Source organism: Mesorhizobium sp. LNHC232B00, from assembly GCF_000502435.1.
GTDB lineage: Bacteria > Pseudomonadota > Alphaproteobacteria > Rhizobiales > Rhizobiaceae > Mesorhizobium > Mesorhizobium opportunistum.
In genome coordinates this window covers 189,208-215,617 of sequence record NZ_AYWP01000006.1, presented here as the reverse complement: position 1 = coordinate 215,617, position 26,410 = coordinate 189,208, and the positions used below count along the sequence as shown (strand labels likewise).

At 64.4% G+C, this 26,410-nt stretch carries 10 protein-coding genes and 5 pseudogenes; 6 read left to right on the top strand and 9 right to left on the bottom strand.

Going from position 1 to position 26,410, the window contains the following annotated elements; genetic code table 11:
- Positions 1-142 precede the first annotated feature (142 nt).
- Both X743_RS01000000168865 and X743_RS158365 read left to right on the top strand, forming a co-directional pair.
- Positions 143-871 (top strand): annotated as a pseudogene (locus tag X743_RS01000000168865) (sulfate ABC transporter substrate-binding protein).
- A gap of 178 nt (positions 872-1,049) precedes the next feature.
- Positions 1,050-1,286, top strand: coding sequence for a hypothetical protein (locus X743_RS158365; RefSeq protein WP_023765213.1), 237 nt, complete (start codon positions 1,050-1,052; stop codon positions 1,284-1,286).
- A 24-nt stretch (positions 1,287-1,310) separates the two neighbouring features.
- On the opposite strand, the pseudogene X743_RS1000000174110 reads toward X743_RS158365, so the two are convergent.
- From X743_RS1000000174110 to X743_RS158400, 9 genes and pseudogenes are all read right to left on the bottom strand, one after another.
- Positions 1,311-1,580, bottom strand: a pseudogene (locus X743_RS1000000174110) (TOBE-like domain-containing protein); the annotation flags it as partial.
- Positions 1,581-1,964: 384 nt separating this feature from the next.
- Positions 1,965-2,624: pseudogene (locus tag X743_RS1000000173270) on the bottom strand (ATP-binding cassette domain-containing protein); the annotation flags it as partial.
- Positions 2,625-2,974: 350 nt separating this feature from the next.
- Complete coding sequence (cysW, locus tag X743_RS158375) at positions 2,975-3,859, bottom strand: sulfate ABC transporter permease subunit CysW (RefSeq protein ID WP_023765210.1); 885 nt, start codon at positions 3,857-3,859, stop codon at positions 2,975-2,977.
- Positions 3,852-4,091, bottom strand: a pseudogene (locus X743_RS158380) (molybdate ABC transporter permease subunit); the annotation flags it as partial. The pseudogene X743_RS158380 and the gene cysW, both read right to left, overlap by 8 nt.
- A gap of 41 nt (positions 4,092-4,132) precedes the next feature.
- Complete coding sequence (cysT, locus tag X743_RS158385; RefSeq protein WP_023765208.1) at positions 4,133-4,984, bottom strand: sulfate ABC transporter permease subunit CysT; 852 nt, start codon at positions 4,982-4,984, stop codon at positions 4,133-4,135.
- Positions 4,985-5,065: 81 nt separating this feature from the next.
- Positions 5,066-6,042, bottom strand: a pseudogene (locus X743_RS01000000168860) (sulfate ABC transporter substrate-binding protein).
- Positions 6,043-6,259: 217 nt separating this feature from the next.
- Positions 6,260-6,958: a M15 family metallopeptidase gene (locus tag X743_RS158390; RefSeq protein ID WP_023765207.1), complete on the bottom strand. Its 699-nt coding sequence runs from the start codon at positions 6,956-6,958 to the stop codon at positions 6,260-6,262.
- A 255-nt stretch (positions 6,959-7,213) separates the two neighbouring features.
- Positions 7,214-9,304, bottom strand: a complete 2,091-nt coding sequence (gene pbpC, locus X743_RS158395) for a penicillin-binding protein 1C (protein WP_023765206.1) — start codon at positions 9,302-9,304, stop codon at positions 7,214-7,216.
- A gap of 180 nt (positions 9,305-9,484) precedes the next feature.
- Complete coding sequence (locus X743_RS158400) at positions 9,485-14,983, bottom strand: alpha-2-macroglobulin family protein (protein WP_023765205.1); 5,499 nt, start codon at positions 14,981-14,983, stop codon at positions 9,485-9,487.
- Between the two features lie 282 nt (positions 14,984-15,265).
- Between X743_RS158400 and X743_RS158405 the strand changes: the two genes are divergently transcribed.
- The 4 genes from X743_RS158405 (at position 15,266) to X743_RS158415 (ending at position 26,404) form a co-directional block, all read left to right on the top strand.
- Positions 15,266-17,194, top strand: coding sequence for an autotransporter assembly complex family protein (locus X743_RS158405; RefSeq protein WP_023765204.1), 1,929 nt, complete (start codon positions 15,266-15,268; stop codon positions 17,192-17,194).
- Between the two features lie 1,677 nt (positions 17,195-18,871).
- Complete coding sequence (locus tag X743_RS1000000174105) at positions 18,872-23,308, top strand: translocation/assembly module TamB domain-containing protein (protein ID WP_348625898.1); 4,437 nt, start codon at positions 18,872-18,874, stop codon at positions 23,306-23,308.
- A gap of 253 nt (positions 23,309-23,561) precedes the next feature.
- Positions 23,562-25,220, top strand: coding sequence for an ABC transporter substrate-binding protein (locus X743_RS158410; protein ID WP_023765203.1), 1,659 nt, complete (start codon positions 23,562-23,564; stop codon positions 25,218-25,220).
- Positions 25,221-25,369: 149 nt separating this feature from the next.
- The gene (locus X743_RS158415) at positions 25,370-26,404 is read left to right on the top strand and encodes an ABC transporter permease (RefSeq protein ID WP_013894591.1); all 1,035 of its coding nucleotides are present in this window, start codon (positions 25,370-25,372) and stop codon (positions 26,402-26,404) included.
- Positions 26,405-26,410: the final 6 nt, after the last annotated feature.

The following is a 26,410-nucleotide window of genomic DNA, read 5'->3' as shown; positions in this document are numbered from 1 at the left end:
CGGCGTGACGGCCTTTTGCCGCGGTCTTCGTCCCAAGGCCCGCCTTTTGGATTAGCTGATGCGGCATGTCTGTCCTTTCGGATGAATGCACCTTTTTTCTATAAATTTGGTAGAGTTAAATCCGTCATCAACGGAGGCAGAAATGACCAAACCTCATTTCAAGAAACTGCTCGGCGTACTGGTCGCCGCATCTGTCCAGTTCGGCACGCTCGGTTTCGCGTTTGCCGACACCACCATTCNGCCCGCTGGAACTATCTGGCGGCCTGGGCTTACGCCAACGCCAACGATGGCGGCGACGAAGCCAAGACCAAGGCATTCGTCGGCAAGCTCTATGCCAATGCTCCCGTGCTCGACACCGGCGCGCGCGGCTCGACCGTGACCTTCGCGCAAAAGGGCATCGGCGACGTGCTGATCGGCTGGGAAAACGACGCCTATCTGGCGCTCGATGAGTTCGGCGCCGACAATTTCGAGATCGTCTATCCGCCGACATCGATCCTGGCCGAGCCGCCGGTGGCGATCGTCGACGCCAATGTCGATGCCAAGGGCACGCGCAAGGTCGCCGAAGCCTATCTCGGCTGGCTCTATTCCAAGGAAGGCCAGACCATCATCGCCAAGAACCATTATCGTCCGGCCAAGCCCGAACTGGTGGCGCCGGCGGATCTGCCGAAGACCCCCGATATCAAGCTGATCTCCATCGACGATCCGCTTTTCNCCGGCCAAGCCCGAACTGGTGGCGCCGGCGGATCTGCCGAAGACCCCCGATATCAAGCTGATCTCCATCGACGATCCGCTTTTCGGCGGCTGGAAGAAGGCACAGCCTTATCATTTCGGCGACGGTGGTATATTCGACCAGATCTATAAGCCCGAGTAAGCCCGCTGGTGGGAACGGGAGAAGCTTCCAAACGGCTTCTCCACCCCCTGATGCCCGTGCCGTCGGTTGAACAACCATAATGGTGACCCGATTATAACGTCGGATTGGCCTCGAACCGGGAACGAGGGGTGGCAGCGTCTGCACACCTCCAGATTCTCGGTCTCGTGGGAGGAACCTTATGGCTGTTGGAGAACTGCAACCGGATGACAAGCTCAGTCGTCTTCTTGCCTCAGGCTGGTCCGTTGTCGGGTACTCGACGACAATGATGGCCGCCGGGAGAATGACCCATTCGGTCCTGCTGCAAAAAGAACATGTACTAATCTCGGCGACCATCGTGGCTGAGGGCGATCACGAGATCGGGCGCGCTTTCACGATGCTGGCGCCGGCTCCAGACACGAAGAAGCGTCGATCCTGAAGCCGACGCTGTGATCGGCCCAGTTCAGGCGGCGCGCGTAGTGGGCTTTAGCCGCTCGGGCTTTTCCAAAGCCCGTTTCTTGCCGCTCGCAAATGCGAACGTGCGATTCTGGATCGCGGTCGACGCCGGGAACAGCTTCCAACGCCCCGGCCGGAAAGCCACCCGGCTTTTCTGCGCCGCCGGGTGGTCGACCGGCAGCTCGATCTCGACCCGCTGGCGTTCGCCGCCGATTTCGAGCTCGACGCGCCGTGTGCCGGCGACGCGGCGGCTGGCGGTCACCGTGCCGGCGATGCAGCCGCTGCAGCCATCCAGCAGGTCGACATCGTGCGGGCGGAAATACAACGTCGCATCGCCAGAGGGCTCACCGGGCGCGGCAAGCCCGATCGGGCGGTCGGCGAGCCAGATCTCGCCGTTCTCGACCTTGACGGGGAGCGAGCTCGATTCGCCGATGAAGCCGTAGACGAAGGGCGAGTTCGGCGTGTCGTAGATGTCGTCGGCGGTGCCGACCTGCTCGATGCGGCCCTGGCTCATCACCACGACGCGGTCGGCAAGCTCCAGCGCCTCTTCCTGGTCGTGGGTGACGAAGACGGTGGTGTGGCCGGTCGCATCATGGATTTCGCGCAGCCAGCGGCGCAGTTCACGCCGCACCTGCGCATCAAGCGCGCCGAACGGCTCGTCGAGCAGCAGCACCTTGGGTTCGATGGCCATGGCGCGTGCCAGCGCCACGCGCTGGCGCTGGCCGCCGGAAAGTTGCGCCGGATAGCGCTTTTCCAGGCCCGAAAGCTGGACGAGATCGAGAAGCTCGGAGGCGCGGCGGCGGATTTCCCGCGCCGGCGGCCGCGATGGNAGCTCCAGCGCCTCTTCCTGGTCGTGGGTGACGAAGACGGTGGTGTGGCCGGTCGCATCATGGATCTCGCGCAGCCAGCGGCGCAGTTCACGCCGCACCTGCGCATCGAGCGCGCCGAACGGCTCGTCGAGCAGCAGCACCTTGGGCTCGATCGCCATGGCGCGGGCCAGCGCCACACGCTGGCGCTGGCCGCCGGAGAGTTGCGCCGGATAGCGCTTTTCCAGGCCCGAAAGCTGGACGAGATCGAGAAGCTCGGAGGCGCGGCGGCGGATTTCCCGCGCCGGCGGCCGCGATGGNTCCTCGTCGCCGAAGAAGATCTTTCCCCGCGTCGGCCGCTCCAGCCCGGCGATCAGCCTGAGCAGCGTCGTCTTGCCGGAGCCGGACGGCCCCAGCAACGCGATCAACTCGCCCGACTTGATGTCGAGCGACACGTCGTGGAGCGCGGGAAACCGCTCGAATTCCTTGCGCACATTGGCAACGCGAACTTCCATCAACAGCCCCTTTGTAATGGATGCATGTCTTCAGCCGAAAACCGGTTCCCACTTTTGGGCGACATATCTTTTGGTTCATGCATGTCGTTGCCCCAAAACCGGATTCCACTTTTGGGCGACATATCTTTTGGTTCATGCATGTCGTTGCCCCAAAACCGGATTCCACTTTTGGGCGACATGCATTGTCAATGCCCGCGCGTCGCGGCGAGTTCGGCGCCGTAGCGCATCTCGAGCAGTGTTTTCAAGACCAGCGTGACCAGCGNGATGTCGAGCGACACGTCGTGGAGCGCGGGAAACCGCTCGAATTCCTTGCGCACATTGGCAACGCGAACTTCCATTTAAAGAACCTTCTAATGCCCGCGCGTCGCGGCGAGTTCGGCGCCGTAGCGCATCTCGAGCAGTGTTTTCAAGACCAGCGTGACCAGCGCCAGCCCGGCCAGCAACGAGGCGACGGCGAAGGCGCCGACAGCGTTGTACTCGTTGTAGAGGATTTCGACATGCAGCGGCATGGTGTTGGTCAGGCCGCGTATATGGCCCGACACCACCGAGACCGCGCCGAATTCGCCCATGGCGCGCGCATTGCACAACAGCACGCCGTAGAGCAGCCCCCATTTGACGTTCGGCAAGGTGACGAACCAGAAGGTCTGCCAGCCATTGGCGCCGAGCGAAAGTGCTGCCTCCTCATCGCCATTGCCCTGTTCCTGCATCAGCGGGATCAACTCGCGGGCGACGAACGGGAAGGTGACGAAGACGGTGGCCAGCACAATGCCCGGCACGGCGAACAGGATCTGGATGCCATGTCCCTTCAGCCATTCGCCGAGCAACCCTTGCGCGCCGAACAAAAGCACATAGACCAGGCCCGAGATCACCGGCGAGACCGAGAAGGGCAGGTCGATCAGCGTGGTCAGGAAGGCCTTGCCCTTGAATTCGAACTTGGCGATCGCCCAGGCGGCGGAGATGCCGAAGACGACATTGAGCGGCACCGAGATCGCGGCGACGAGCAATGTCAGGTGGATGGCCGAGCGCGCATCCGCTTCGCCCAGGGCCTGCGTATAGGCACCGACGCCTTTCGCCAGCGCCTCATGGAAGACGATGATCAGCGGCAAGAGCAGGAAGACGCCGAGGAAGGCAAAGGCGATCGCCATCAGCACGGCCTGCGCCGGACGGCTTTCGGTCACCGCCGCCGAACGGCTCTCATGGTAGGGTTCCCAGGATTTGATTTCGGGATCAGCCATAGCGCTTGCGGCTCCATGTCTGCACCAGATTGACGACCAGAAGCATGACGAACGACAGAGCCAGCATGATCGCCGCGATCGCGGTCGCCGCCGGATAGTTGTATTCCTCGAGCCGGATGACGATCAAAAGCGGCGCGATCTCGGATTTGTAGGGCAGATTGCCGGCGATGAAGATGACCGAGCCGTATTCGCCGACGCCGCGGGCAAAGGCCAGCGAAAAGCCGGTGATGATNACGGCTCTCATGGTAGGGTTCCCAGGATTTGATTTCGGGATCAGCCATAGCGCTTGCGGCTCCATGTCTGCACCAAATTGACGACCAGAAGCATGACGAACGACAGGGCCAGCATGATCGCCGCGATCGCGGTCGCCGCCGGATAGTTGTATTCCTCGAGCCGGATGACGATCAAAAGCGGCGCGATCTCGGATTTGTAAGGCAAATTGCCGGCGATGAAGATGACCGAGCCGTATTCGCCGACGCCGCGGGCAAAGGCCAGCGAAAAGCCGGTGATGATGGCCGGCGCCAGGCCCGGGAACAGCACGCGGGTGATGATCTGGAAGCGGCTGGCGCCAAGCGTGGCGGCGGCNTCCTCGACCTCCTTGTCGATCTCTTCCATGATCGGCTGCACGGTGCGCACGACGAAGGGCAGGCCGATGAAGACCAGGGCGATGACGATGCCGAGCGGCGTGTAGGCGACCTTGATGCCGAGCGGCATCAGGAGTTTGCCAATCCAGCCGTTCGGCGCATAGAGCGTGGTCAGCGCGATGCCGGCGACCGCCGTCGGCAACGCGAAGGGCAGGTCGACCATGGCATCGACGATGCGGCGGCCGGGAAAGCGGTAGCGCACCAGCACCCAGGCGACCAGCGTGCCGAAGACGACATTGACGATCGCCGCGACAAAGGCGGTGCCGAAGCTGATCTCCAGCGCATTGATGGTGCGGCGGTCGGTGGCGATCGCCCAGAAATCGGTCCAGCCAAGCGCGGCCGAGCGCCAGATCAGCCCGGACAGCGGGATGAGGATGATGAGGGTGAGGTAGGCAAGCGACAAGCCGAGCGTCAATCCGAAACCCGGAATGACGCTCGGCTGCCTGAACCGCCACCCCGCCTGCGCGGGTGTTGTGGTCATGGAGTTCTGGATCGTCCCTTCTTACTCAGCCAGACTTCGTCGAAGAAGCCCATTCGCGGGCTTCTTCGGCACTACCGAACCTCACTGGGCCGGCTTGTAGATCTGGTCGAATATACCACCGTCGCCGAAATGATAAGGCTGTGCCTTCTTCCAGCCGCCGAAAAGCGGATCGTCGATGGAGATCAGCTTGATAGCGGGGGTCTTCGGCAGATCCGCCGGCGCCACCAGTTCGGGCTTGGCCGGGCGATAGTGGTTCTTGGCGATGATGGTCTGGCCTTCCTTGGAATAGAGCCAGCCGAGATAGGCTTCGGCGACCTTGCGCGTGCCCTTGGCATCGACATTGGCATCGACGATCGCCACCGGCGGCTCGGCCAGGATCGATGTCGGCGGATAGACGATCTCGAAATTGTCGGCGCCGANATGCCCTTTTGCGCGAAGGTCACGGTCGAGCCGCGCGCGCCGGTGTCGAGCACGGGAGCATTGGCATAGATCTTGCCGACGAATTCCTTGGTCTTGGCTTCGTCGCCGCCATCGTTGGCGTTGGCGTAAGCCCAGGCCGCCAGATAGTTCCAGCGGGCGCCGCCGGAGGTCTTGGGGTTGGGCGTGATCACCTGGGTGCCGTCCTTGACGAGGTCGTTCCAGTCGTGGATGCCCTTGGGATTGCCCTTGCGGACCAGGAAGATGATGGTCGAGGTGTAGGGCGCCGAATTGTTTTCGAATTTCTTGCGCCAGTCGGGATTGATCTTCTTCGACTTCGAGGCGATGGCGTTGATGTCGCCCTCGAGCGCCAGCGTCACCACATCGGCCTCGAGGCCGTCGATCACGGCGCGCGCCTGGGCGCCCGATCCGCCATGCGACTGCTGGATGGTGACCGTCTCGCCGGTCTCGGCCTTCCAGTGCGCGACGAAGGCCTCGTCATAGGCCTTGTAGAGCTCGCGTGTCGGATCGTAGGACACGTTGAGAATGGTGGTGTCGGCAAACGCGAAACCGAGCGTGCCGAACTGGACAGATGCGGCGACCAGTACGCCGAGCAGCTTCTTGAAATGAGGTTTGGTCATTTCTGCCTCCGTTGAACCCGCGCCAAATCTACCGAATTTATAGAAATTAGATGCATTGAATGTTGCCTTTTTCGTCCTCCTGGAGAAAATATTAGATGAGATTTCGGGCTGCGGAGAAATTTCTTCCTCTCGACGCTCAAGGCCCTCTGATCCCCGCCATCCGGCTATCTAGAGATGCATGGTGGCTAGGCAAGAGCGCTTTGGACGATCCGGCAAGTTACCTGGCGCTGACCGGAAAATCGAAGCGCTGGATCGGGAATGGTTCATTCGCCAACGTAAAGTGCCACCATTCGCGGGCATAGTTCTTGAAGCCGCCGGCGCGCATGGCATCGACAAGCAATTTGCGGTTTGCCGCCGCTTCGCGGCCGAGCGGGCGGTGCGCCGTCTCGCTCAACGGATCGAAACAATCGAAGCCGGTGCCGAAATCGAGTGTAACCGCATCGATGGCGCCGCAGGCCGGTTTCGACGCGGACGGACCGTCGGCTCGCGCGATGGCGACGTCGAGCGTCGAGCCACGCGAATGGCTGGACAGTTCACCGACATAGCCCTTGGCGATGAGGTCGCTACGCTTGAGCTTCGGATACCATTGCGGATCGGGTGGTCCGCCCTCTCTGGTCCATTTGCCCATGTCTGTGACGGCCTGCGCCGGGCGGTAGCAGTCGAAGACGACCAGCGTCAGGCCATCGGCGGCAATTGCCTTCTGGACGCCGGAGAGTGCGTTTGCTGCCTGTTCGGTCAGGATGCAGACGGGCGCTTCATAGCCGCTCGCCTTGCGGTGAAGGAAGTTCTCGTGGCCGGCGTAGCGGATGTCCTGGCCGATGGTGGGATCGACATCGGCGAGCCGGACGAAACCAGCGGGGAGGGGGCCGGCGTGTGCGGGGAGAGGGATTGTCGCGACGAGGATTGCTGCCAGCATTGAGGCTCGAGGCTTGGGCGAGGCGCCCCCCTCTGTCCTGCCGGACATCTCCCCCTCAAGTGGGGAGATTGGCAGCTTTGGCGTCTTGCTCAACCATCGATAATTGGCGAAAGCGGCAAGGACATCCAATCTCCCTCCTTGAGGGGGAGATGTCCGGCAGGACAGAGGGGGGCGCCTCGCGACTAACATCAGAAGGTGTATCTCGCTATTCGCTGAGTTCTCAGAAGACCAATTCTATGAATCGTTTGGCTCGGTCTATTCAACGAATACCTTCACACTCGCCGCCCGCCCCGCCGCGTCGATCACGGTCAGCGTCGAATAACCAGCGCCGTCCGGCTGCCATGTCGCGGTGCGGCGGCGGTCGATGCCCACCAGCGGTTTGCCATTGGCCAGCCAGCGGAACGGCGCGCGGCCGCCCTGCAGTTTCAGCACCAGCGGCGAGGCATCGGCCGAGTTGGTGCCGAGATCGACGCGCGCACCATTCGGCGGGAAGATGATGGTCGGCGCTGGTTCGGTCGGTGACGCCTGCACCAGGCCGTCCGCGCCGGCTCCGAAGCGGGCGAGCGTCACCGGCAGATCCTCGCGCTTGGGGCTGAAAACGCCCGGCGGCTTGCCCGGCAACGGCACCGTGGCAAGGCCCGAGCGGACAAAGCCTTCGAACAGGATGGGAGCCGCCGAGACGTAGCCGGAGAGGCCCGGTACCGCGCCGGCATCGGGCCGGCCGACCCAGACGCCCAGCACATAGCGGCCGTCGAAGCCCACCGACCAGGCGTCGCGGTAGCCGTAGGAGGTGCCGGTCTTGTAGGCGATGCCGCGCTGCAAGGCGCCCTCGGGCGGCTTGACGCCGGACAATATGTCGATGATCTGCCAGTTCGCCTGGTCGTTGAGGATGGTGGTGGTCGCGCTTTCGGCATTGGCCGGCTCGGTGCCGTCACGCAATGTGTGCGTCTTGCCGCCATTGGCGAGCCCCGTATAGAGCTGGACCAGATCGCGGAGCGTGACGCCAACGCCGCCGAGACCGATGGCCAGGCCCGGCGCCTGGTTGACCGGCAGGATGGGGTTCACGCCGGCCTGGCGGAAGCGCGCCGTCAGCCGCGCCGGCCCGACAGCATCGAGCACCCGGATCGCCGGCACGTTGAGCGACAGTTGCAGCGCCTGGCGGATGCTGACATCGCCCTGGTAGCCCATGTCGAAGTTCTTCGGCCGGTAGCCGCCGAAATCGACCGGGCTGTCCTCGATCAGCGTTTCCTGCGCCACCAGCCCTTGCTCGAAAGCAAGGCCATAGATAAATGGCTTCAGCGTCGAACCGGGCGAGCGCACGACCTTGGTCATGTCGATCCAGCCGGAGCGGCTGGCGTCGAAGAAATTGGCCGAGCCGACTTCGCCCAGAATGTCGCCGGTGCGCGCGTCGGCCAGCACCATGGCGACGGAGAGACGCGGGCCGAGCCGGATGGCGGCATCCCTGGCCACCTGTTCCAAGCCTTGCTGGACGCTTTTGCGGATCGTCAGTTTCAGCAGCTGGCCGGGAACGGCCTTGGGCAGCAGCGCATAGGCGGCGTGCGCGGCGAGCGCCGGCAAGGTGCGGCGCAGACCCGACACATCGTCCAAAGCGGCGCGCGCGGCCTCGCGTTCACCGAGCAGCCCCGACGAGACCATGCGGGTCAGCACGCGGTCGCGGGCGGCGTGGGCAATCCCGAGGTTGCGGTCGGGGCGGCGCTTTTCCGGCAATTGGGGCAAGGCGACGAGCAGGGAGGCCTCGGAAACGCTCAGCCGCTTCGGTTCCTTGCCGAAATAGGCGAGCGAGGCGGCGCGCACCCCTTCGAGGTTGCCGCCATAGGGTGCCAGCGTCAGATAGCGTTCGAGGATCTCGCGCTTGGACAGCCGCCGCTCGATCTGGATGGCGCGCAGCATCTGCTTGATCTTGGAGCCAAGGCTGCGGCTTTCGCGCGGCTCGATCAGCCGGGCAAGCTGCATCGACAGCGTCGAGCCGCCGGAGACGATGTGGCCGCTGGTGGCGAACTGGCCGGCGGCGCGCGCCAGCGCCAGCACGTCGACGCCTTCATGGTCCCAGAAACGCTTGTCCTCATAGGTGACCAGCATATCGACGAACTGCTTGTCGACCTGGTCGAGCCGGGTTTCGAGCCGCCAGTAGCCGTCCGGCGTGGCGAAGGCGCGCAACAGCTGGCCGTCGCGGTCCTGCACTTCCGTGGAGACCGTGAGTTCCGCCGGGAGCGGGGGCGGGAAGGCGCGGTCGAGTTCCCAAAATGTGGCTGTGGCGAGAGCGAGGACGCCGGCGCAGGAAGCTGCGGTTATGGCGGTGCGGCGGACGAATTTTCTTGAGAGCATGGCGGTGTCCCTCATCCGCTTGCCGGCACGACGGCCCTTCGGGCGTTCGCCGTTCGAAAAGCCAAGCAATTGGCTTTTCGTCCGCTGCGCGGACCACGGCTCACCTCCCCGTATAGAGACGGGGAGAAGGAAGCTGTCATGAGCGCACTCGCGATTTTCATGATCGCCACCATCGGCGCCTTACGGTGCCTTGATCTCCATCATGCCGGTGGCGGTACGGGCGGAATATTGCGGCCGGTACATGTCCTCCACCGTTGCGGCCGGGTGGGCGTAGGTGCCCGGCGTCACGGCGCGCACGACATAGGCGAGCGTCAGATTGTGGTCGTGGTCGCCGTCGGCCGGATTGAACGCCGCGACGAAACGGTCGTCGCGGAATTCGAGGTGGGCGGCGTCGGTCTGGGCCAGCCAGGAGAAGTTCGACAATTGCGCGCTGGAGACCAGGCCGGGATTGTCGATCTCGAAGCCGGCCGGCAGAAGGTCCGTGACCAGCAGGCGCGACGGCCAGCTGTTCTGCTCGGTGACCTTGAGCACGACGACATAGCGTTCGTTCTGGGTGGCTTCGGTGACATTGGCTTCGGTGCCATCGAGTTTGTAGTAGGTGCGGCTGACGGTGAAGCCGTCGCCGCCGGCCGGCAGAGGCTCGATCGGCGACGCCACGGTGGTGACGACGGCCTGCAGCGGGGTCGCGCCGGTGTTGGCGATTTCGAGCGGGCTGTCGGCCAGCTCGGAGCCGTTGACCTGGTTGGAGTAGCCGCCCGAATGCGGCGCGCCATTGACGGTCAGCGTGATCGAGTCATTGCCCTCCTTCAGCGCGCGGGCCGCCAGCAGCATCCAGGAGTCGTCCTGGGTGCTGGTCCAGCGGGCTTCGGCGCGTTCCCTGGTCACCAGCCTGATCAGCTCGGGCACGATCGTCGACACCGGTTTCGATTCCGCTGCCAGCGCCAGCATCGCCGCGCCGTCACGCAATGGCGAGCCGTAGTCGGAGCGGTAGTAGTCGTACTCGGTCGCCGACTTGGCGAGCTGCAGCGCAGTCTTGAACGTCGCTTCCGAGCGCTGGGTGTCGCCGTAAAGCGCCAGGCTCGCCGCCAGCTGGGCAACGGCCATCGGGCTGGAGAAGGCTTCGAGCTGGGTATCGGCGTAGTAGCGCAGGTCGCCGATCGAGGCCTTCTTGTTGCGGGCCAGAACGTAGAGCGCGTAGGCGATCTCGCTGCCACGGTCCTGTACGCTCTGGTCGTAGCCGAGCGAGTTCTGCAGATTGCTCAGCGCCTGGTTCATGGCCAGCGCCGGCACGTCGTATTTCTGCTCGCGCGCCCTGGTCAGGAACTCGCTGACATAGGCGTCGAGCCACAGATCACCGGAGCCAGGACCCCAAAGGCCGAAGCTGCCGCTCGAGGACTGGTAGCTCAGGACCTTGTAGATGGCATCCTGGATGCGGCCATGCAGATCGGGGTCGCTTTGCATGCCGATGCCCGATGCCATGTCATTGACATAGAGAAGCGGCATGGCCCGGCTGGTGGTCTGCTCGGCGCAGCCATAGGGGTAGCGGTCGAGCGTCATCAAGAGCGAGGGCACGTCGAAGGCCGCGGCTTGAGAAACGCCAACGCTGACGGAAGCGCCGTCCAGCAGGCTTGCCGCCAACAGTTCCTTGTCGACGCGCAGCGCGCCGCCATTGCCCTTGAGGTCGACCACGAGGCGTGTGGTGACAGGCAATTGCGCCGGGCGCACCGGCACATAGAGCGTCTGCTCGACCTTGGTGCCGTCGGCATGGGCAAGCTTGATGGTAAGCGAGGCGTTGCCTGCCGTCTTTGCGATCAGCGGCACGGTCAGCGTCTGGCGCTTGCCCTGGGCGAGCGTCAGCTTCTGGGGCAGGGGCTTGTCGCCGGTCGACAAGTCGCCCGTCGTGTCGATCGACAGCGCATAGTCACCGGCCGGGCCGTCGGTGTCGGCCACGTCGAGCCGCATGACGGCGTCATCGCCAGGCGCCAGGAAGCGCGGCAGGCCGGCGGTGACAACTATGGGATCGCGCACGATCACATCCGACTGGGCATGACCGACCGCATCCTTGGTCCAGGCGACGGCCATGACGCGCACGGTGCCGTTGAACTGCGGGATGTCGAAGTCGATCCGTGCCTTGCCGTCGGCGTCGAGCTCGACCGGGCCGGAGAAGAAGGCAACCAGCTTTTCGGTGGGCGGGCTGCCTTGCGCTTGCATGTTGGCGCCGTCACCGCCGGTCCTGAGCTTGCCGGTGGTGCCCAGCGAGCCGTCGATCAGGCGACCGTAGATGTCACGGATTTCCATGCCCAGCATGCGCTGGCCGAAGAACCAGTTCTCCGGATCCGGCGCCTTGTAGTTGGTCAGGTTGAGGATGCCGACATCGACGGCGGCAATCATGACATAGGCATTGCTGCCTGGCTGCACGCCGGCCACGGAAACCGGAATCGACAGCTGCTGGCGCGGCATGGTCTTGTCCGGCGGCGTCAAGGTGATGGCGAGCTTCTTCGAGCCCGGATCGACCTTCAGCCATTTCACGCCGATGGCGCGGGCCGGCATGCGCGTTTCCTGCGCGTCGCCCGGCCGGAACAAGGTTGCCGTGACATAGGCGCCGGCGCCCCAGTCATCGCCGACCGGGATGTCGACGGTGCTGCCGCCGGCCGGCACGGTCGCCGTGATGGTCTTCAACAGCTTGTCCGAGCCGATGTTGATCAGGAGTTCGCCGGCAAAATGCGGCGAGATTTTCAGCTTGGCCACTTCGCCGGCGGCATAATTGTCCTTGTCGAGGGCGATTTCCAGGCCGTCGGGGGTTTCGGTGGTGGTCGAGGCGACATACCAGCCGGCGTCGAATTCGTAGCTGGTCGCCGGTCCCTCGGGATCCGAGGTCTCGACTTCGAGCCTGTATTGGCCCCAATCGACGGGCACGGAGACCGTGGCGTCGCCATCGGCGCCGAGGTCGACCTGGCCGTTGGCGATCGACTTGGTGAAGGTGACCGGCTCGTAGTTCCAAGAATTGTTGGAGCGGTACCACTGGTAATTGCGTTCGACCTTGACCAGCGTCCACTGCGCGCCTTTCAGCGCCTCGCGCTTGCCGTCCGGATCGACGGCGATCAGGCTGAACTTCGCCGCGCCGCCCTGCGGCACTTCACCATCGGCGAAGTCCGGCCGGATGCCGATCATATGGCCTTGCGGGCGGATGCCGATGTTGAGCGAGCGCTCGATGGCGCGGCCGCCGGTTTCGCGCATGCGCACCGTCACCTTGCCGTCGACCAGCTTGGTGGTCGAGGGCAACTGGTCGACGGAGACCGGGAAGGTCGCCTTGCCGTCATCGCCAACCACCGGCAGACCGGTGAGCGCCGTGACGGTGGGTTCGGCCGACTGTTCGTCGGCGAGGCCGAAGGCAAAGTTGGGGAAGCGGTCCCAGTCGCGGGACGTCGACAGCGTCAGTTCGCCTTCCAGCGCCAGCCCCGCCGCCGGCGCGCCATAGAGGAAGCGGCCGTCGATGTCGATGTTGGCGGTTTCGCCCTGCGCGATCTCCTGCTTGTCAGCCTTCATGTCGAATTCGATGCGGTCCGGCACGAAATCCTCGACCAGGAACATCTGGCTGGCAACGGCCGGCTGCTTGGGATCGGTGTAGATCGACACCGACCAGGTGCCGCGCATGGCGTTGGGCTCGAGCGGCAGGTCGACGGCATGGCCGCCGGCCGAGGCGCCGTCGCTGACGATGCGGCGGTCCTCGACCCCGTCGGGACGCGAGAAGATGAAGGTCAGCGGCAGGTTCTCGACCGCCTTGGCGGCGCCGTCGCGGGCAAGGGCGGCGACATGGACGTCCTCGCCGGCGCGGTAGATGCCGCGTTCGGTCCAGGCATAGACGTCGAGCGCGCCGGGCGCGGCGCGTCCGGTGACGCCGCGATCCGACAGGTCGAAACCGGCCTTGGACATGTCTAGGAAGACGAAGTCATTGTCGCCCTGTTTGGCCATCAGCACGGCCGGCACCATGCCGCCGTCGCCGCGGGTCAGGCCGGGGTTGAAGACGGCATGGCCGTCGGCATCGGATGTCGCGGTGCCAAGAACCTCGTTGTTGCGCGCAACCAGCGTCAGTTCGGCGCCTGCTATGGGCTTGGCGCTGCCCAGCGAACGGGCAAAGACATTGAGCCCGTCCTGGCCGGTATAGGTCGACAGGCCGATGTCGGAGACGACGAACCACTGCGTGGCCATCGAACCATAGTCGTCGCTCTTGTCGTTGACGGCCTGGGCGGTCAGCACATAGACGCCGGGCTTGCGCTGCGGCAGCGCCTCGTCGACCGGGAAGGAAGTGGTGACCTCCTTGTTGAGGTCGTTGGCGATGTCGAGCTGGCCTTGCCAGACCGGCGCGCCCATCTGCTCGGAAATGTTGGAGATGTCGTAGCCGTCGAGCTGGTGCAGGAACTGGTAGCCCGACAGAAGCTGCGCCAGCGACCGGTCGCCGATACGGTAGAGCTTCATCTCGGCGGCGTTCATGTTGACGGTGACCACCGGGATACCGCGGCGCGCGCCGGCCGGCAGCACGAAGCTGTCGCCAGTGAAGCGGGCGGACGGAGCGCGGTCCTGCACATAGATCGACAGCACCACGGGGGCGGCGGTCACTTCGCCTATCGCCGCCGGCAGGCCGGCGCGGAAGGTGACATCGTAGTGCTGGCCGTGTTCGAGGCCCTCGACGCAGATCTGCTTGTCCTTGGCCTCGACGCCCTTTGGCGGGGCGTTGTCGACGGTGACGAACTGCGCGTAGTCGACGCCGGTCTTGACCAGATCCTCGGAAAACTGAGCGCAGATGCGCGGCGCGCTGGTGTCGGCATCGACACTGTGGTCGACGACGCGGAAACCCTTGCGAGCCTTGAGGTCGGCATACTCCGCCTGGACCGCCGGCGATGCGATCAGCGCAAGACTGGCTTCATAGGCCTGCAGGGCGGGGCGGTAGAGATCGCGCTTGTCGAGGCCGTTGCCGAGCAGCGCCAGCACGTCGGCGCGCGTCTTGGTGGTGCGCACGAGCTTATAGGCGTTGAAAGCAGCCGAAGTGCCGTTCATGGGCAAGGTGGAGACTTCCGCGGTGCTGGCCGTGGGCTGCACGGCCAAGGTTTCGCGCGCCAGGTTGAGCCAGAGCTGGCCATCGTCGGGCATCACCGAGACGGCGGCCTCGTATTTCTGCATGGCCGAGCGATGGTCGCCGGTCTGCACGGCCTGTTCGGCGGCCTTCGTCAGTGCCGCCATGCCCTCGGTCGGCTTGTCATAGGCCGGGCCAAGCAGCTTGTTGCGGTATTGCTGGGCCTGGTCGGCCATCCAGTTGGGGAAGAAGGCGAGTTCCGGCGGCGCGCCGATATCGGGGTCGCCGTCGATGTTGACGACCTTGCCGGCGACCGCGCCGCTGAACGGCTTCATCTGGTTGTAGTCGGATTTGAGAAAGCACCATTTGGCCTTGGTGTTGTAGGTGAAGGCGCGGCAGGCCGGATCGCCAAGGCACGTCGTCTTGCATTGGTCGAGCGTGACATTCTGGTCGGACCTGAGATCGAAACCGAAATAGTCGGAATTGTCGGTCGTTGCGATTCTGCGCGCTTCGGCCGCTTGCGCGGGGTCGTTCCAGACGAGGGCATTGCCCCATGCAAAGAAGAGAAGCAGAAGAATCGACAGACCACGAGCCGCGCGCATTGCCATAACACCCCTCCAGACAATTGCAGACGTCCGGGCATGTTCAAGCTTCAGCCAGGCTTGTCAACGCGCGAACGCGGCAGGTTCCGCCTGCCAACGGTTTATTTTCCGGCCAAGGACCGGTATGCGGGACAGTAATCTCCATAGGACAGGGGATCACGCATTCTTGCGGAAACGCAGAAGGTGTGAATTCCAAGCCCGTCCTATTTCAGACAATTGGATTGTGGCCCCTTTACGAGCGCTTCAGAACTTCATTCCAATTTTAGTTTTGTGAACTAGGGTGTTTTAATGCCGGCGCATGAAAGGCAGATGTCAGGAAGGATCGCGCCAGGGCGCGTGCTTCCGCGCGCCCTGCTTTTCGCCGTGATGTGCTCGACCGCGCTGGTCGCCGAATCCAGATCCGCGGCTGCGTTCGAGCTTTTCGGCATCAAACTGTGGGGTTCCTCCAACGACGAGGACGCCGATATCGTCGATCCGCTGCGCTACGCCGTGACCATCTCCGCCCCCGATGCCGACAAGGATCTCGTCAAGAAGCTCGAAAACGCCTCGGCGCTGAAAAGCGACGAGGATCGGCCGGTCTCGGGCTCGCTCGGGCTGATGGCCAAGGCGCGCAGCGACCGCGAACAGCTTGTCGCCGCGCTTTATGCCGATGCCCGCTACGAAGGCGTGGTCACCATCACCATCGACGGCAAGCCGCTCGACGAATTGCCGCCGGACGCCGAATTCAAGGGCCCGCAGCCCATTCCGGTGGTCGTCAACATCGCCGCCGGCCCCAAATTCACCCTTGGCACGATCAGGCTTGAAGGCGACGCGGCGGGTCTGATGAGCGCCGACTACGGCCTGATCGCGGGCGGCGACGCCGGGTCCGGTGCGGTGCTGAAGGCCGAGGCGCTGATCGTGCGGACGCTGAAGGAGCAGGGCAGGCCACTGGCCACGGTGACGGACCGGCAGATCGTCGCCGACCATGCCACATCGACGCTCGACGTGACGCTGACGGTCGCCGCCGGACCGGTCGCCGGCTATGGCGCGACCACGGTTGAAGGCACCGAGAAGGTCGACCGCGACTTCACCGAATACATGACCGGGCTGAAGCGCGGCAAGCAGTACTCGCCGCAGGAGATCAGCGACGCGCGCGACAGGCTGCTGGCGCTCGAGGTCTTCAACAGCGTGACGTTCAAGGAAGCCGACAAGCTCGATGCCGACGGCAACATTCCGATCGGCGTCCAGGTCAGCGAGCGCAAACCGCGTTATTTCGGCCTCGGCGGCACCTTCTCCAACACCGAGGGGCTGGGCCTGGAAGGTTATTGGGGGCATCGCAACCTGTTTGGTCACGCCGAGAAGCTGCGCATCGACGGCGCCATCAGCGGCATCGGCAGCAACGATCTGTCCGAGCTGAATTACAATGCCGGCATCATGTTCGAGAAACCCGGCGTGATCGGCCCGGCGTCGAAATTCTTCGGCGGCATCAAGACGGTGCTCGAACATCCCGACGCCTACGACCATTTCTCGATCAAGGGCAGCACCGGCCTGTCCTACGAGCTGACCAAGAAGCAGACGGTGTCGGCCGAGTTCGCGCTCGACTACTCACGCATCCACGATGCCTTCGGCAAGCACAAATACCTGATCGCCAGCATCCCGCTGCAATATGTCTACGACAACAGGGACAATCGGTTGAACCCGACCAGGGGCTTCCGGGTGCTGGCCTATGCCGAGCCGAGCTACGATATTCTGAGCGGTGCCGCCTTCCTCAAGCTCAAGGGCGAGGGATCGGCCTATCAGTCGCTGGATACGGCTTCGAAATTCGTTCTGGCCGAACGCGTCGCGATCGGCTCGATCGTCGGCACCAGCCTGCAGAACGTCCCTGCCGACCGGCGCTTCTATTCCGGCGGTGGCGGCTCGGTGCGCGGTTATGCCTACCAGGGCATCGGCCCCAAGGATTTCACCGGCCAGCCGATCGGCGGCCTGTCCTTCTTCGAAACCTCGGTGGAGATGCGCATCGCCATCACCGACACGATCGGCATCGTGCCGTTCGTCGATGCCGGCACGGTGTCGGAGAAGTCGGTTCCCAACTTCTCCGACGTCAAGGTCGGCGCCGGCGTCGGCCTGCGCTATGTGACGCCGTTCGGGCCGCTGCGCATCGACGCGGCCGTGCCGCTCAACCGTGACCCCGGCGATCCGCGTTTCGGCATCTATGCCGGCATCGGACAGGCGTTCTAGACATGAAGACGGTCTGGCGCATCCTTCGCATTGTCCTCTACACGCTGCTGATCGTGGTCGCGGGCGCAATCGGTGCGCTTGTCGTGCTGACCAAGACCGAACGCGGCCGCGACAATCTCGCCGGCATCATCTCGCGGCTCGCCTCGAGCGACGAGCGCAAGGTCACCGTCAGCGGCATCGACGGCATCTGGTCGGGCAATCTCAGCGTCGACCATGTCGTGCTGGAGGACCGCGAAGGCGCCTGGCTGGTGGCGCGCAAGGTGGCCGTCGACTGGTCGCCGACGGCGCTTTTGTCGAAAAACTTCAGCGCCGAGCGCATCGCGGCCGAGCGCATCGAACTGGCGCGCCTGCCGGTGGCCGGCACGCAACAACAGCCGGCGCCGAGCGGCACGACGACGCTGCCGGTGTCCATCGACATCAAGCAGATCGACCTGCCGGAAATCGCGCTCGGCGAGCAACTGGCCGGCAGCGGCATCGCCGAGCTTGCGGCCAAGGGGTCGGTCAAGGCCGATGCCGCGCCGCTGGCGGTCGACACGGTGCTCAACGTCACCCGCCATGACGGCAAGCAAGGCAATGTCGATGCCAAAGTCCATTTCGCTCCGGCCGACAACAAGCTCGACCTCGACCTCAAGGCATCGGAGCCGGCCGGCGGCATCATCGCCAACCTGCTCAACCTGCCGGATGCGCCGCCGGTCGATATCGTCGTTTCGGGCACGGGGCCGCTGGCCAACTGGAGCGGTGTCGGCACCTTCCTCGTCGATCATCAGATCGTCACCCAACTCACCGGCCGCCATCAGCTGACCGACAAGGGCCACCACCTCGAAGCCAAGGGTGACGGTGACTTCGCTTCCTTCCTGCCGGAAAACCTGAAGCCGCTGTTTGCCGGCAAGACCAGCTTCGACGTGGCGGGCACCGCCACTTCGGCCGGCGGTCTCAGTGTCGACCGGGCCAATATCGAGAGCGACGCCGTGCACGGCACAGCGACCGGCATCGTCGATCCCGCCGGCGCCAGCGATCTCGCGGTCGAACTCGCCGCCAAGGGGCCGCCCGTGGTGGTCAGCGTCGGCAGCAAGGCGCAACCGATTACACTGGCGATCAAGAATGCCACCGCCAGGGCGTTTGGCGACGGCAAGGCGCCGATCGTCGACATCGGCGCCTCCTTCGTTTCGATCGTCGTCGGCGGCACGCGGCTGGACGATCTGGCGGCGCAGGTGCATTCCGACGGTTTCGACATCCAGAACCGCGCCGGGCCGGTCACGGTCAAGCTGGAGGCGGGCGGCTTGAAAACCGACGTCGCGACCTTGGCGCCGTTGATCACCGGGAAGGTCAATGTCGACCTGGCCGGGTCGGTCAGCAAGGACGCCATTGCCATCGATCAGGGCACATTGCGCTCCGATGCGGTCAACGCGTCGCTGACGGCCACGGTGGAGCTCGCCGATCTGTCGATGCAGCTCAAGATGAATGCCGATGCGGTGGCGACAGCCTTATGTGGTTCTTCCTCGCCATGCAGCAGGCNATGCCGATGCGGTGGCGACAGCCTTCCCGCCCCAGATCGCCTCGGTGCTCGGTGGACGCGTGAAGTTCTCGGCCGCCGCGACGCGCGATCCGCAAGGGGCGTTCGCCGCCAATTCGATCTCGCTCACGTCCGGTTCGCTCAGCGCCAGCGGCACCGCCAGCATGCAAGGCACCGACATCCAGGCTGATATCAAGGGCAAACTGGGCGACGTTTCGGTGCTGTCGCCGACGGTCGGCGTTCCGGTCGCTGGCGGCGTTGGTTTCGCGCTGTCGGCAAGCGGCGCCCTGACAGCGCCCGATTTCACCGTCTCCGCCGACAGCGACAGCCTGACCGCCTCCGGCCGCACTGTGAAGACGATCAAGCTGACGGCGAGCGGCAAGGCCGACATCGCAAACCCCTCCGCCGATATCTCGCTGACGGGCGCCGTCAACGACCAGCCTCTCGACGTCAAGGCGTCACTGGTGACGAGCGAGGGCAAGCGTTCGATCAACGGCTTCCTGGTTTCGCTGGGCGACAACAAGGTCTCGGGCGACCTGGCGCTCGATGACAAGTTCATGCCCCTGGGCACGCTGACGCTCGCCGCGCCGGCAATCGACCAACTGGCGGCACTCGCCGGCCAGGCGGTGACCGGCGACATCAACGGCACCATCGACTTCGCCAAGGCGGGCGACGTGCCGTCCGTCGCGATCGACGCGAAGAGCACGTCGATCGCGCGCGGCGAGGTGACAGCCAAGGCGATCACCGTCAACGCGCTGGTCGCCAACTATCTCAAGGCGCCGGCGATCTCGGGTACGATCAAGGCCGACGCGGTGACTTCGGGCACCACCGAAATCAGTGGCATCGGCGTCGACCTGAAGCGCGACGGCGACTGGACCAATTTCACTGGCGGCGCGACGATAGCAGGCATCCCGGCGACCGCGGCAGGACGGGTCAAGATCGCCGAGGGTACCACGACCGTCGAGGTCGCCTCGGGCGAGGCCACGGTGCGTGGCATCAAGGCGGCCATCGCCCAGGCCTCGGCGCTGACCATCGCCAATGGCACGGCCAGCATCGAAAGACTGGCGCTCGATATCGGTGGCGGCTCGGTGACGCTGTCGGGCAGCGCCGGCCAGACGCTCGATCTCGCGGCGCAATTCTCCGCGCTGCCGGCCGCCCTTGCCAATGATTTTGCGCCCGGGCTCGATGCCGTGGGTACGCTCGGCGGTACAGCGCAGGTGACCGGAACGCCGGCTGCTCCAGAGGTCCACTTCGACGCGCAGCTTACCGGCGTCGAGACCAGCCAGACCCGCCAGGCCGGGCTCGGACCGCTCGCTGTCGATGCAGCGGGCGCCTACACCGTGGCCGGCGGCGTCGCCCTCGATCATGCCACGCTTTCCGGCGACAAGATTTCCGGCACGGCCTCCGGCACCATCAATCCCAACGGCGCCAGCGATTTTGCGCTTGATCTTACTTCATCCGGCCCCAGCCTGCCGCTGACGGTCGGCAGCACCGAAAGCCCGGTCAGGATCGAGGTCCGGTCTTTGTCAGCGAAAGTGGCGGGGGAAAGCACGAAAGCCCGCCTCGACGTGTCCGCGATCGTCCCTTCGATCGCCACCAGCCCGACGAAGGTGGACGGTCTTGTGCTGGCGCTGCACTCGGACGCTTTCGATCTCAAGAACCGCGCCGGACCGGTTTCCGGCACGGTGTCGGTGGACAAGGTCGGGCTCGACAATCCCATGATCGCACCGCTGATCGCCGGCAAGATCACGGCCGCCCTCAGTGCCCGGCTGACATCGGATGCCGTCGCCATCGACAGCGGTTCGCTCAAGAGCGATGCGCTCAACAGCCAGGTCGCCGGCCAGGTATCGCTGCGTGACGGCGCCATCGACCTCAAGCTGAATGCGGACGCCCCGTCATCGGCCTTGCCCGCTGCGGTGCGCGGCATGCTTGGCGAACGTGCGCAAATCAGCGCCACGCTGAAACGCGACCCCAACGGCAGCATAAACATCGATGCGTTGAAGCTGACCTCTGGCGCGCTCACCGCCGGCGGGCAGGCGAGCCTTGCCGACAACAAGGTGGCGGCCGACATCAAGGGCGCGCTGAGCGACATCTCGCGGCTGTCGAAGGATGCCAGGGGCGCCATCGCCTTCGGGCTGAGCGCCCAGGGGCCGGCCACCGCACCCGACCTGTCACTGACCGTCGATAGCGACAGGCTGTCGGTGGCGGCGCGCGAGATCACCGGGCTGAGGCTCACGGCCACCGGCAAGGCGGATGCCGCCAATCCGGCGGCGAACGTGCAGTTGACCGGCAATGTCGCGGGTCAGGCCCTGCAAGGCAGTGCGGTGCTGGCGACGGCGGACGGCAAGAGCGCCATCAACGGCCTGCTCCTGTCGCTGGGCAAGAACAAGATTTCCGGCGACCTGGCGCTGGACGACAAGTTCGTCCCTGAAGGCACTATCACGCTCGACCTGCCCGATATCGGCCCGCTCGCCGCGCTCGCGCTGGAAAAGGCGGAAGGCGATGTGCGGGGCACAATCGCCTTCTCGAAGAACGGCGCAGCGCCCCAGGTCGCCGTCAAGGCGACGACCGCCTCGATCACGCGCGGCGATCTCCAGGCGAAAGCCGTTTCCATCGATGCGCTGATCGCCAACTATCTCGCCGCTCCGGTGATCTCAGGCAAGATTCGCGCTGACACCGTCACCTCGGGCGGCACCGTCATCAGCGGCATCGATGTCGATTTGAAGCGCGACGGCGACTGGACCGGCTTTTCCGGCGGCGCCACGGTGAAGGGCATTCCGGCCAAGGCCGCCGGCCGGGTGAAAGTGGCGAATGGCACGACGACCATCGAACTCGCTTCCGGCCAGGCGACCGTGCAGGGCATCAAGGCAGCCATCGCCCAGGCCTCGACGGTCAGTATCGCCAATGGCACGACGACGCTGGACCGGCTGGTGCTCAACCTCGGCGGCGGCACGGCAACGGTGACCGGCAAGGTTGGGCAGGCGCTCGACATCAACGCGGCGCTGGCGCGGGTGCCGATGTCGCTCGCCAACAGTTTCTCGCCCGGGCTCGATGCCGCCGGGTCGATTTCGGGCACGGTCAAGGTGACCGGTGCCCCAGCCAGCCCGGCTGTCGCCTTCAACATCGACGCGGCCGGCGTGCAGACGTCGCAGACCCGCGGCGCGGGTGTTGGTGCGGTGAGCGTTTCATCGTCCGGCACCTTTGCCGGCAACAAGCTGACCTTCAATGCCAATGTCAGCGACGGCGCCGGGCTTGGCCTCAAGGGTGGCGGCACGGTGACGACGGCGGGCACGCCGGCGCTGGCGCTCGATTTCAATGGCGGCGTGCCGTTCGGCATCCTCAGCCAGAAGCTTGCCGCGCAAGGCCTGTCGCTGACGGGAACCGCCAACGTCAAAGTCCAGGTGCGCGGCCCGGCGACATCGCCTGTCATCAGTGGCAGCGTCAGCACCTCCGGCGCGCGGCTGGTCGATGCGCGCTCGGGCCTTGCCGTCAACGATATTGCGGCCGACATCTCGATCGGCGGCGGCCTCGCCAGGATCAACCGGCTGACCGGAACGCTGTCGACGCGTGGCAGCCTTTCGGCCAGCGGCACGGTCGGCATCAATCCGGCGCAGGGCTTTCCGGCCGACCTGTCGATCAAACTCACCGACGGCCGCTACACGGACGGGCGCGTGGTGACCGCCAATCTGGGCGGCGACCTGACGATCAAGGGGCCGCTCGTTTCCGCTCCGGCGATCGCCGGCACCGTCAACCTCGCCAAGACCGTCATCACGGTTCCGGATAAATTGCCGGGCTCGCTCGCAGCGCTCGATGTCAAGCACAAGAACGCCCCCGGTGCGGTGCGGGCGCAGGACAAGGCGCTGCGCCCGGCGACGACCAGCGGCAAGAGCGGCGGCAGCGGCCTCGCGCTGGACGTCACCGTCAGCGCGCCAAACCAGATCTTCATCCAGGGCAGGGGCGTCGATGCCGAACTCGGCGGCTCGCTCAAGCTCACCGGCCCGGCCTCGTCGCCGCAAGCGATCGGCACCTTCACCCTGCAGCGCGGGCGGCTTTCGATCCTCGGCAAGCGACTGACCTTCACCGAAGGCACGGTCGGCTTTTCCGGCTCGCTGGTGCCCTATCTCAACCTGACCGCGACAACGACCACGACCGGCGCAACCGTCACCATCGTGGTGTCGGGCGAGGCGACCAATCCGAAATTCACCTTCTCCTCGGTGCCGGCGCTGCCCGAGGACGAGGTGCTGGCGCAACTGATCTTCGGTCGCTCGATGTCGAACCTGTCGCCGCTGCAGATCGCGCAGCTGGCTGAAGCGGCGGGGCAACTGGCCGGCGTCGGCGGCTCGACGTCATTGCTTGAAAACCTGCGCAGCGCCATTGGCGTCGACGATCTCGACGTCACCACCGACGACAAGGGCGGCACCGCTGTCTCCGCAGGCAAGTACCTGAACGACCGCACCTATGTGACGATCCAGAAGGGCGACAAGCCAGGTTCGGGCAAGGCGACCATCGACCTCAATGTCGGTCGCGGCGTCAAATTGCGCGGCGAGGCGACGGACGCCGGCGAAGCCAAGGGCGGCATCTTCTATGAGAAGGAATACTGACGGTCTGGCCCTTCACCGTGGCCAGGACTGGCGCTGTCAGAAGCGAGGCAAATGTCTCAGTCTAATCGCCCGAAGAGATTTTGGCGGAATCTGGGCGCACTAGCAATTTTGCGTCAAGACTGTCGCTATCGCGCGTACCGCTCTCTTTTCAAAGTTGCACATTCGCTAACATGTTCCCAATCCAAGCCGTCTTTGACATCATGGCCTGGATGCGGAATGTTAATCGGCGGAAAGCCAACAATGGGAGTTAGTCATGACAATCTATAAGAGTAATGGCGACAGCGTTCCGGATCACATCCTGGCCATGGCCAAAGAAGCCAAGGCAGGAACGGTGGATCGCCGCGAATTCCTGGCGCTTGCCAGCGTCTTCGGCGCGTCGACGGCCATGGCTTACGGCCTGCTCGGCCTTGCCGCTCCGACCCCGGCAAGGGCCGAGGACGTGCAGGGCAAGAAGGGCGGCGTGCTGAAAGTCGCCATGTCGGTCAAGGATCCCAAGGATCCGCGCACCGCCGACTGGTCTGAGATTTCCAACGCGGAACGTCAGGCGCTCGAGCCGCTGGTGAAATACACGAAGGAATACACCTTCGCGCCATATCTGCTGGCGAGCTGGGATATCAATGACGACGCCACCGAATACACGCTGCATGTGCGGCCTGGTGTCGAGTGGAACAACGGCGACAAGTTCACCGCCGACGACGTGATCTACAACTTCACCCGCTGGGCCGACAAGTCGGCGGAAGGCAACTCGATGCCGGGACGCCTTGGCAGTCTCGTCGACGACACGACCAAGAAGCTGCGCGAAGGTTCGGTCGTCAAGGTCGACGACATGACGGTCAAGCTCAAGCTGACCAAGCCCGATATCGCCATCATCCCGAACCTGTGCGATTATCCCGGCCTCATCGTGCACAAGACCTTCGACGAAAAGGGCGCGAACTTCAAGAACTGCCCGATCGGCACCGGCCCGTTCGAACTCGTTTCCTACGATGTCGGCCAGAAGGTCGTCTACAAGCGCCGCACGACCGGCAAGTGGTGGCAGGGCGAGGCCTTCCTCGATGGCGTCGAGTTCATCGACTATGGCACGGATCCGGCTGCTACGGTTTCGGCGTTCGAGTCGGGCGAAGTGCAGACCAACCATGAGACGACCGCCGACTACGTCAAGATTATCTCGGACGTCGGCGCGCCGGCTTCGGAAGTGGTGACCGCGGCGACCGTGGTCTCGCGCTTCAACGTCAATGCCAAGCCGTACGGCGACCAGAAGGTGCGTCAGGCGATGTGCCTGGCCGTCGACAATTCGGTGGTGCTCCAGCTCGGCTACGGCAATGCCGGCACGCCGGCGGAAAACCACCATGTCGCACCGATCCATCCGGAATATGTCGAGCTGCCCAAGATCCCGCGCGACATGGCCAAGGCCAAGCAGATGCTGACCGAAGCCGGCGTGATCGATTTCGAGCACGAGCTGATCAGCAACGACGAGGACTACCACAAGAACACCACGGACGCGATCGCGGCCCAGCTGCGCGAGGCCGGCATCAAGGTGAAGCGCACCGTGCTGCCGAGCTCGACCTTCTGGAACGACTGGACGAAGTACCCCTTCTCGGAAACCAACTGGAACATGCGTCCGCTTGGCATCCAGGTCATCGCCATCGCCTACCGCTCGGGCGAAGCCTGGAACGAGACGGCCTATGCCAATCCGGACTTCGACAAGAAGGTCAACGAGGCGCTCGGGATCGCCGATGCGGAGAAGCGCAAGGTGGTGATGAAGGAAATCGAGACGATGCTGCAGGAATCCGGCATCATCATCCAGCCTTACTGGCGCAAGCTCTACATCAACATCAAGCCCGAGGTGAAGAACCACTCGATGCACCCCACCTACGAGCACGATTTCGGCAAGGTCTGGCTCGATCAGGCGTGACCCACAGCTTGACGAATGCGAAGGGCGCACCGCCCCTCGCATTCGCGGGATCGCCGCCGTTGCATTCGTGCAGCGGCGGCGTGACGTTGCAAGGTTTTCGAAACAGGGTTGACCATATCTGACCCCAACCCGGCCGGCAGGGGGGCACAATGTTCTCATTCATAATCAGACGCGTCGGTACGATTCTGCTCACGATGCTGTGCCTGACGCTGGTCGTCTTCTTCCTCGTCAATCTCGAACCCAATCTGAAGAAGCTGGCGATCAGCCAGACCGAAATGCACACATCGGCCGAGCAACTCGAAAGCTGGCTGGTCAATCACGGTTATCGCCAGAACTTCTTCGTCCGCTACGGCCAGTGGCTGGGCGTGCTGCCCAAGCAGCCGATCACGGACCCGGCGACCGGCAAGACGACACAGCGTTTCTCCTTCTGCAACGACCCGGCCGTGCCGACATTCTCGGGCGTGATCGAGGGCGATTTCGGCTGTTCGACCAAATTCAAGACCACGGTCGCGGCCAAGCTGTTTCCGGCGCTCGGGGCCACCGGCATCCTGATGTTCTGGGTGCTGGTCGTGATGGTGCCGGTCTCGCTGCTGATCGGGATTCTCGCCGGCATGCGCGAGGGCTCGCGCACCGATCGGGTGCTTTCGGTCGCCTCGATCGCCTCGACGGCAACGCCTGAATATGTGTCGGGCGTCATCTTCACCGTCATCTTCGCCTCGTGGCTCGGCTGGCTGAACGGTTCGGCGGCATCGGCGAGCCAGGGCATCACCTTCTATAATTTCACGCTGCCGGTGATCACGCTGGCGATCTACGGCATCGGCTACATCGCGCGCATGACGCGCGCCTCCATGGTCGAGGTGATGACGCAGCAATATATCCGCACCGCCCGGCTCAAGGGCCTGTCGTTCGGCAACGTGGTGGTCAAGCATGCGCTACGCAACGCGCTGATCGCGCCCTTCACCGTCATCATGCTGCAGTTTCCCTGGCTGCTCACCGGCGTCGTCATCGTCGAGGTGATGTTCCGCTACCAGGGCTTCGGCTACACGCTGGTCGAGGCCGCCGGCAACAACGACATCGACCTTTTGCTCGGCTGTTCGCTGGTCTCGGTGTTCATCGTCCTGATCACGCAGCTCATTTCCGATGTCGGCTACGCATTCCTCAATCCGCGCATCCGGGTTCAGTAGGGAGAA

Excerpts from the sequence above, each read along its gene's own strand:
- X743_RS158405 (WP_023765204.1), top strand. The coding sequence starts at position 15,266 with ATGCCGGCGCATGAAAGGCAGATGTCAGGAAGGATCGCGCCAGGGCGC.
- cysW (WP_023765210.1), bottom strand. The coding sequence starts at position 3,859 with ATGGCTGATCCCGAAATCAAATCCTGGGAACCCTACCATGAGAGCCGT.
- X743_RS158415 (WP_013894591.1), top strand. The coding sequence starts at position 25,370 with ATGTTCTCATTCATAATCAGACGCGTCGGTACGATTCTGCTCACGATG.
- X743_RS1000000174105 (WP_348625898.1), top strand. The coding sequence starts at position 18,872 with ATGCAAGGCACCGACATCCAGGCTGATATCAAGGGCAAACTGGGCGAC.
- X743_RS158390 (WP_023765207.1), bottom strand. The coding sequence starts at position 6,958 with ATGCTGGCAGCAATCCTCGTCGCGACAATCCCTCTCCCCGCACACGCC.
- X743_RS158365 (WP_023765213.1), top strand. The coding sequence starts at position 1,050 with ATGGCTGTTGGAGAACTGCAACCGGATGACAAGCTCAGTCGTCTTCTT.
- pbpC (WP_023765206.1), bottom strand. The coding sequence starts at position 9,304 with ATGCTCTCAAGAAAATTCGTCCGCCGCACCGCCATAACCGCAGCTTCC.
- X743_RS158410 (WP_023765203.1), top strand. The coding sequence starts at position 23,562 with ATGACAATCTATAAGAGTAATGGCGACAGCGTTCCGGATCACATCCTG.
- X743_RS158400 (WP_023765205.1), bottom strand. The coding sequence starts at position 14,983 with ATGGCAATGCGCGCGGCTCGTGGTCTGTCGATTCTTCTGCTTCTCTTC.